The sequence below is a fragment of the Bathymodiolus platifrons methanotrophic gill symbiont genome (assembly GCF_002189065.1).
Taxonomy (GTDB): domain Bacteria; phylum Pseudomonadota; class Gammaproteobacteria; order Methylococcales; family Methylomonadaceae; genus Methyloprofundus.
This window is the reverse complement of the sequence record NZ_BDMN01000320.1, coordinates 1-7,518: the sequence shown is the minus strand read 5'-3', so window position 1 is coordinate 7,518 and position 7,518 is coordinate 1. Positions and strand designations below refer to the sequence as shown.

Here is a 7,518-nt window from a genome sequence, read left to right as displayed (position 1 = left end):
AGCTCCGTTTCCATGATTTTCAGCGGATGAAGCACGAAATCAGACAGATAAAATTACAGGCCGTATTACCAAGATGATTAAGCAAGACCTGGCTGATGATCCTTATGCTCAAGAGTATTTTTCTAATTTATTAAAGAAAGCCATTGCTGATACAAAGGCGATGTTTGATGCTCCTGTGAAGCAATATATTTTATTTGCTAATTTTGAACAGGAGGTAAAGTCCCGTAGTGTTGCGGGGATGCCTGATGAATTTTCTGATAATAAACATGCACAGGCTTATTTTGGTTTATTTAAACATCTGTTTGATTCTGAATTACTCAGTGCTGCTGAACTGGATGATGATAAGTTGACTGAGTATGCTTTTGAAATTGATAAAATTGTTAAAACAGCTGTGGCCGAGTTTTCTATCAATCCAGCGGAAATTGAAAATACCATTAGCATGAAGTTATTACCTATGCTGTTTGGTGATTTAGGTATTGAGAATGCACAACGCTTTATTCAAGAGATTTTGCAAATTACTCGTTTAGGTATTGCAAGAGCGTGAGCAAGATAGATACTGTTACGCAAGAACGAGGTGTTATTGCCTATGGTGATGAGCTTATTTATTATGATGTGATACGTAAAACAGCAGGCGTAAAAACACCCCGTAAGGTCACCATAAAGGTACATCCTGATCAACGTGTGGTGGCTACTGTTCCGCATGATGCGACTAGTAAAGCCATTCAAACAGCGATGTTTAAAAAAGTACGTTGGGTATGGCAACATATCTCTGCATTAAACGCTCAACATGAGCATGTCTTAGCGCGAAAATACCTTAGTGGTGAAGCTCAGTTTTATCTAGGTCGGCGATATATGTTGAAGGTATTGATTGATCCTACTGCTGTTGCCAATGTTAAATTATTGCGTGGAAAACTGGCCGTTACATTACTCCAAGATAATGAAAAAAAAGCCCAGCCTGTAAAAGCATTAATCAATCAATGGTATCAATACCGTGCTGAGATTATCTTTCATGAGCGCTTAAACCTTATGTTACCCAAAACAACATGGGTATCTGGCAGGCCATCATTTCGTATTCTAACCATGAAAAAACAATGGGGAAGCTGTTCAAGCAAAGGTATGTTGATGCTTAACCCTCATTTAGTAAAGCGCCTAAAGAGTCTATTGATTATGTTATTTTACATGAGCTATGTCATATTGCTGAGCATAATCATAGTGAGCGATTTTGGTGGTTATTGACTCAGGTTATGCCGCAATGGAAAGAGGTGAAGGCTAAGCTGGATGATATGGCTGAGTTGTATTTGAATGAATGATAAATAGCCATGCGTAAAACGAGGGTTGAAAGGCGCCTTTTTTTTATAAAACCTCCCCTAACCCATCCTTCATAAGGAGGGGGACTGATCGGTTACGACCCGTCTGAGTTATTTCGTGTATATTCCTTAATACTCGAAAGTTTGATGCAGGATTAACAAGCAATATTGTCATTCCAGCTTCATGATTTTTAAGGCCACAAATAGCCGCCGGTATTCCTCGGCAGATACGGCATCTTGGCAAACCAGCAGGCTTCGGCGTTTATTATCGATCTCGACATGTAGAATTATAATAAATGACGTGAGTACGCTCGATTTTAAAATATGCATCGCTAAATAATCGTCACCCTCGCTTAATTCCCAGGAACTTTCAGCTGAATATTTTAGGCTAAATGCATAATAATGATGCCGGTAACGCTGTATATAAAAATAAAAACTGCTAACAGGTACCAATATTAACAGCGCTTTAAGCACATAACTCAGCGGCAGCATGAAGCTAGTAAATATTGCCAATACATGCACGACGATAATAAAGCCAAGTATATATTGCGACTGCTTTATATCAATCGATAAAGGCGGTTCGGATTTTTTTGACAAGCTGTTTTAACCTTTCTTTTTCCGGCAATCTATCGGTAAAAAAATAAGCTATTAAAAAATTATCTTCTAATGCTAATAACTCGCGAAATAAAGCCTGATCCACTGAGCTAGAACGAGCATAATTTTGGTCTAGAAAAGCACACAACACAGCATCCAGTTCCTTTGTCCCACGCCGACACTGCCAGCGCAGACGTTTTATATCATGCTCAGGAATATTAACCTTCTTGCCTTACCAGCAACATTTTCTTGATTTCTGCAATCGCTTTTGCCGGATTCAACCCTTTCGGGCAGGTATCTGTGCAATTCATAATGGTATGACAACGATACAATTTAAACGGGTCTTGCAAATCATCTAGGCGTTCGCCAGTATGTTCATCGCGACTATCACTTAACCAGCGATGCGCCTGCAATAAAACTGCAGGCCCCAGATATTTCTCACTATTCCACCAATAGCTAGGGCAACTAGTCGAACAACAGGCACACAACACACACTCATACAGACCATCTAATTGCTTACGTTCTTCAACACTCTGCAAGCGTTCGCTGTCAGCAGGGGGTGGAGTCAGTGTTTCTAGCCAGGGTTTGATCGAAGCATATTGCGCATAAAAATGGGTCATATCAGCGACCAGATCTTTAATTACATCCATATGCGGTAAAGGAAAAATCTTAATCATCCCTTTATATTCACTAATAGCTTTAATACACACCAGGGTATTTTTGCCATTAACATTCATGGAGCAAGAGCCGCAGACACCTTCACGGCAAGAACGCCTGAATGTCAGACTACTATCGATATCATCTTTAATTTTAAGGATTAAATCCAGCACCATTTCACCACATTGATCCAGGTCAATATCGTAACAGTCAATGCGAGGGTTTTCATCCGTATCAGGATCCCAGCGATACACTTCAACCCGTTTAACTCGTGTCGCGCCTTTGGGTGCTGAAAAAAACTTACCTTTTTTTACCACTGAATTTTTTGGCAATGTAAATTCAACCATTAGTAGACCCTCTTTTTCGGTGGAATCACGTCAACTTCATCGGTTAAAGTGTACATATGCACAGGTCGATAATCGATTTTAACTTTATCATCCTCAATCCACAGCACAGAATGTTTTAACCAGTTTTCATCATCTCTATCCGGAAAATCATCTCGCGCGTGTCCACCACGGCTTTCAGTACGATTGGATGCCGCAGACATGGTGACCATCGATAAATCCAGTAGGTTTTCTAGTTCCAGAGTTTCCACTAAATCGGTATTCCAGATTAAGGAGTGATCACTAATCTGTACATCCGCAAACGAAGCACGAATCTCTGCTATTTTTTGCTCACCTTGCGTTAGCATATCTTGCGTTCTGAAAACAGCCGCATGCTTTTGCATGGCTTTCTGCATATCCAGACGAATATCAGCAGTTTTTAAACTTCCTTCAGCAAAACGCAGTCGGTCAAAACGAGCCAGAGCCTTATCATAAGCACCTTCTTGTAAAGGTTTGTGGGGCGTTCCTGGTTTGATCAATTCTGCGCAACGTATCGCTGCCGCACGACCAAAAACAACTAGATCCAGCAATGAGTTTGAACCCAGACGGTTTGCACCATGCACTGATACACAAGCCGCCTCGCCAATAGCCATCAAACCAGAGACTACAGTATCAGGGTTGCCATCTTTTAAGGTCACCACCTCGGCTTTATAATTGGTTGGAATTCCCCCCATATTGTAATGCACGGTAGGAATAACAGGGATAGGCTCTTTAGTCACATCAATACCAGCAAAAATTCGTGCCAGCTCAGAGATTCCCGGCAAACGTTCATTAATAATCTCAGGATCCAGGTGCTCAACATGTAAATAAGCATGATCCTTATGTTCACCAATACCTCGTCCGGCATTTACTTCCATGGTAATCGCCCGACTCACTACATCACGAGAAGCAAGATCTTTTGCATGCGGTGCATATTCTTCCATAAAACGCTCCCCTTTAGAGTTGGTTAAATAACCACCCTCTCCGCGTACGCCTTCGGAAATCAAACAACCGGCACCATAAATTCCTGTTGGATGGAATTGGATAAACTCCATATCCTGTAACGGCAAGCCTGCACGTAATACCATGGCACTGCCATCACCAGTTACTGTATGCGCTGAAGTACAGGAAAAAAAGCAACGCCCATAACCACCAGTAGCTATTATCACCGTATGCGCCTTAAACACATGCATAGAACCGTCATCCAGACACCATGCCAAAACACCACGGCAAGCGCCCTCTTCCATAATTAAGTCTATAACAATATATTCGATAAAAAATTCAGCTTCATGCTTCAAAGACTGCTGATATAGTGTATGCAAAATGGCGTGACCAGTAACATCCGCAGCAGCACAAGTTCTTTGCGCAGTGCCTTCACCAAAGTGTGTCGTCATTCCACCAAAGGCACGTTGATAAATTTTGCCATCTTCATTGCGTGAAAATGGCACGCCATAATGTTCTAGTTCTAATACTGCTGGAATCGCCTCACGGCACATGTATTCGATGGCATCCTGGTCACCTAACCAGTCTGACCCTTTGACCGTGTCATACATATGCCAGCGCCAGTCATCTTCACCATTATTACCTAGTGCTGCACTAATCCCGCCCTGTGCCGCAACGGTATGACTCCGGGTTGGAAAGACTTTGCTAATACAAGCGGTCTTCAAGCCTTTCTCGGCCATCCCGAAGGTAGCACGTAAACCTGCACCACCTGCACCAACAACGACTACATCATATTCATGCTCAATAATCTTATACTTATCTTTCATTTTTAATTATCCTGCTGAAATAGCAATACGTATAGCAAATACTAGTGATGCTATAGCCATCCCGGAAAAAGTCAGTTTAATCACCCAGACCAAAACAATTTTTATCCAGTCAGGATTGACGTAATCTTCAATAACAACTTGTAGCCCCAATGCAGCATGATAAAAACCAGTAAATGCCCAGGCAAGTAATAAAGTAAAATTAAGCGGACTGATTAGCCATTGCTTAATCTCATCATAAGAAGCATTAAATAACTGATCAATAAATAAAATTAGCCAAAAAGATAAGGGGATTAAAGCAACGGCTGTTACTCTTTGCATCCACCAGTGTGTCGTACCACTTTTTGCAGATCCCAGGCCACGGGCTTTAGCTAAGGGCGTTTGATAATCCATGCCTAACTCCCCACCTGAACAAATAAGAAACTAAGAAATGTCAGCGCAATAGCGGCAAACATTTCCAATAAAATATAGTAATTCATTAACGCTTTTTCGTAACCCTCACCAGCATCCCAGATTAAATGACGAACACCATGACATAAATGAAAAAATAAGGCATAAATCATCAACCAGAGAGCTATTCCTATTAATGGCTGCTGTATCAAGCTCTGCATAGACTCAAAGCTACTGGCACCACATTGAATGATTGCCAGGCTAATTACAAATAGCACCAATCCAGCCGTTAATAATACCCCCATCATCCTATGCATAATGGAAACCATTCCTGTTAAGGGGAGTTTATACACTTGTAAATGAGGTGAAAGCGGTCTTTTTCTCTGTTGCATAACACAAATACTCGACTTAGAATTGAACCCCTAATAATACAGGCTCATTAGAGATTATTCCATTATCAATTTTGATTTTATGCAAAGCCGCAAACAAGGTATGTCTAAGATTAGAACACCCTATCGACCCTTTGTTCGAATGAAAGCGGCCTAATTTGCTTTATCATTCATTAGATTTTTAAATAAGCTGAGTAGTTAGCATATAACTTAGGTAGGAATTGTAAGCAGCTAATATTGCTAAAACAAGAAAAATGAGGCCACTTATTTTATGTAAAAGGCTAAGGGGGCACTTTTGCAAAATTGTTCTTCCAGCAATAACGCCTAGTGTAGACGTTAATATCAATGCACAAGTTGCACCAATCCATACAGCAATCGGCAGTGCGGTACTACTTAAAGCGACTACAGCTAATTGTGTTTTATCACCAAATTCAGCAACGGTGATTAAAAGAAAGGTGGTAAAGAAAAGATTATGTCCACTTTTCTCAAGCACTTCTTCATCATCGCCCTCTTCATTGACACTTAATGAATGAAGCCCAAATACGGCAAATAAAATAGCTACCGTAGCCGAAACAATATAGGCAGGAAACCAGCTAGCAATAGCTACGCCAAAGATAACCGCCAGGCTGTTTAAAAAGGCAAAAGATGCAACCGCACCCAAAAGTACAGGCAATGCTCGATGACGAGCAGCAAGTGTCATACAAACCAATTGACTTTTATCTCCAATTTCTGCTGCTGCAACCAGTAAAAAACTAGTACTGGCAGTTGCAGAAAGATCCATTACGTTTAAGGAAGACAAATAGGTAAAAATGTTTTGCAAGGCTTGCATAAATTTTAATGTGTTTTGTTAGATTAGTAGGACTATAGATGCCACTGAATCAAGACAGTCCTACAGCTTTGCTATTATACCCCCTCATCCTAGCCTTCTCCCTCAGGGCGAAGGAACTAAAAATGGAGTTTTAAATAGATACAGCTAGCAGCCAGGAAAAAGGTATGACCCGGAAGGAACGCTAGAGGCGCAGACCAAGTAAAACTCGAAATTTTGTGTAGCCCGTATGGAACTTGCGGAATACGGAAAAATGTATCCGCTACTTTTCCTGTATTACGCAAGCTCCATACAGGCTACATTAGAAACATAGACTTTCGGATATTATTAAATCTGCATTCCTAGGGAGCATTTAACTTACTTATGCCGTTTTATACTTTTCTTGATAAAGTGCAAAAACCAGCTTGCTAAAAAGTAAAATAGCCAGGCTATAGATTAAAGTAGAGCTTATATATGCAGGATAATATTTTGCAACTCGTTGCATATATTCTACAACCGATAACTCAGGAAACTTCCCTGAAAGCAGGTAAAAACTACCATTAGAGATAAGGAATGCAATCGAACCTGCTACTAATAAGTACATAAGCTGACGGCTCAGATCACGACTGTTTAAGCTTGTGTACTTTGCACTCCATTTCCCTGCCAACAACATGATCGCATAAGTGGGAATTAAAAACACATACGCCGGAGAAATACAATAATCACTGACTTGCCAGTGAGTAATCGCGATATAGTCCAGCAATGCTGCCTCAGTTAATAACACCACAAAACTTAAAACCCCGCCTGTAAAAATACCTGCCAGATAAAACACTGCCAGGGAAGCATCAGGTAAAGTAATCGCACTACCAAAATGATCACTCCTGGTTAATGCCATCAGCAATGCAAGTGCAAAAATAGTTAAATATTTCGTATTTTGTTGTAAGAAATTCATACGCTGAAAATCAGGGAAAGGTAGCCTAAGCGAAGTGATGATTTTTAGTCCGCGATAGCCGTAGGGCCGTTGTTTTGTCGGAGTCTGAGCGTTAGCGAAGGTGGAGACAAAATAAAAGGCCATCCGACACGGCGTCAAGTCATTTGGAGCCTATGTTCCGACCCCTTGTTGGGTCGGGACGAGGTGACGAGGACGAATCGGGGCCGCCGGAGGCATAAGTGGTCGCGTTAAGTTTTTGCTGCTTGCTTGGGCTGGGATGCCCAAAACAAGCTTTCGCAAAAATAGCGACTCCCCGC

Annotated in this window: 8 protein-coding genes and 2 pseudogenes; 2 read left to right on the top strand and 8 right to left on the bottom strand. The window is 41.2% G+C overall.

Annotated features, from left to right (window positions below; genetic code table 11):
* Window positions 1-25 precede the first annotated feature (25 nt).
* Together CDZ78_RS16420 and CDZ78_RS16415 are read left to right on the top strand one after the other, a co-directional pair.
* Window positions 26-544 (top strand): annotated as a pseudogene (locus CDZ78_RS16420) (type I restriction endonuclease subunit R); the annotation flags it as partial.
* A 5-nt stretch (window positions 545-549) separates the two neighbouring features.
* Window positions 550-1,310: pseudogene (locus CDZ78_RS16415) on the top strand (M48 family metallopeptidase).
* Window positions 1,311-1,478: 168 nt separating this feature from the next.
* Here the strand turns inward: CDZ78_RS16415 and CDZ78_RS16410 are convergent.
* From CDZ78_RS16410 to CDZ78_RS16375, 8 genes are all read right to left on the bottom strand, one after another.
* Window positions 1,479-1,904: a protein YgfX gene (locus CDZ78_RS16410; protein WP_140414137.1), complete on the bottom strand. Its 426-nt coding sequence runs from the start codon at window positions 1,902-1,904 to the stop codon at window positions 1,479-1,481.
* Window positions 1,870-2,052: a succinate dehydrogenase assembly factor 2 gene (locus CDZ78_RS16405; RefSeq protein ID WP_230990783.1), complete on the bottom strand. Its 183-nt coding sequence runs from the start codon at window positions 2,050-2,052 to the stop codon at window positions 1,870-1,872. The genes CDZ78_RS16410 and CDZ78_RS16405 overlap by 35 nt, the downstream gene beginning before the upstream one ends.
* A gap of 67 nt (window positions 2,053-2,119) precedes the next feature.
* Window positions 2,120-2,905 (bottom strand): succinate dehydrogenase iron-sulfur subunit, encoded by a 786-nt coding sequence (locus CDZ78_RS16400; RefSeq protein ID WP_087870958.1) that lies wholly within the window; start codon window positions 2,903-2,905, stop codon window positions 2,120-2,122.
* Window positions 2,905-4,689, bottom strand: a complete 1,785-nt coding sequence (gene sdhA, locus CDZ78_RS16395; RefSeq protein WP_087870957.1) for a succinate dehydrogenase flavoprotein subunit — start codon at window positions 4,687-4,689, stop codon at window positions 2,905-2,907. Before sdhA ends, CDZ78_RS16400 begins: the two co-directional genes overlap by 1 nt.
* A gap of 6 nt (window positions 4,690-4,695) precedes the next feature.
* Window positions 4,696-5,079 carry a succinate dehydrogenase, hydrophobic membrane anchor protein gene (sdhD, locus tag CDZ78_RS16390; RefSeq protein ID WP_087870956.1) on the bottom strand — a complete coding sequence of 128 codons (384 nt, stop codon included), beginning with the start codon at window positions 5,077-5,079 and terminating at the stop codon, window positions 4,696-4,698.
* 2 nt (window positions 5,080-5,081) lie between these two features.
* Complete coding sequence (gene sdhC, locus CDZ78_RS16385; protein ID WP_087870955.1) at window positions 5,082-5,468, bottom strand: succinate dehydrogenase, cytochrome b556 subunit; 387 nt, start codon at window positions 5,466-5,468, stop codon at window positions 5,082-5,084.
* Between the two features lie 178 nt (window positions 5,469-5,646).
* The gene (locus CDZ78_RS16380) at window positions 5,647-6,294 is read right to left on the bottom strand and encodes a TMEM165/GDT1 family protein (RefSeq protein ID WP_087870954.1); all 648 of its coding nucleotides are present in this window, start codon (window positions 6,292-6,294) and stop codon (window positions 5,647-5,649) included.
* Between the two features lie 358 nt (window positions 6,295-6,652).
* Window positions 6,653-7,222: a hypothetical protein gene (locus CDZ78_RS16375; protein ID WP_087870961.1), complete on the bottom strand. Its 570-nt coding sequence runs from the start codon at window positions 7,220-7,222 to the stop codon at window positions 6,653-6,655.
* Window positions 7,223-7,518 lie beyond the last annotated feature (296 nt).

What these genes read in the sequence shown, in the direction of transcription:
- sdhA (WP_087870957.1), bottom strand. Translation starts at nt 4,689, where the DNA reads ATGAAAGATAAGTATAAGATTATTGAGCATGAATATGATGTAGTCGTT.
- sdhC (WP_087870955.1), bottom strand. Translation starts at nt 5,468, where the DNA reads ATGCAACAGAGAAAAAGACCGCTTTCACCTCATTTACAAGTGTATAAA.
- sdhD (WP_087870956.1), bottom strand. Translation starts at nt 5,079, where the DNA reads ATGGATTATCAAACGCCCTTAGCTAAAGCCCGTGGCCTGGGATCTGCA.
- CDZ78_RS16380 (WP_087870954.1), bottom strand. Translation starts at nt 6,294, where the DNA reads ATGCAAGCCTTGCAAAACATTTTTACCTATTTGTCTTCCTTAAACGTA.
- CDZ78_RS16375 (WP_087870961.1), bottom strand. Translation starts at nt 7,222, where the DNA reads ATGAATTTCTTACAACAAAATACGAAATATTTAACTATTTTTGCACTT.
- CDZ78_RS16400 (WP_087870958.1), bottom strand. Translation starts at nt 2,905, where the DNA reads ATGGTTGAATTTACATTGCCAAAAAATTCAGTGGTAAAAAAAGGTAAG.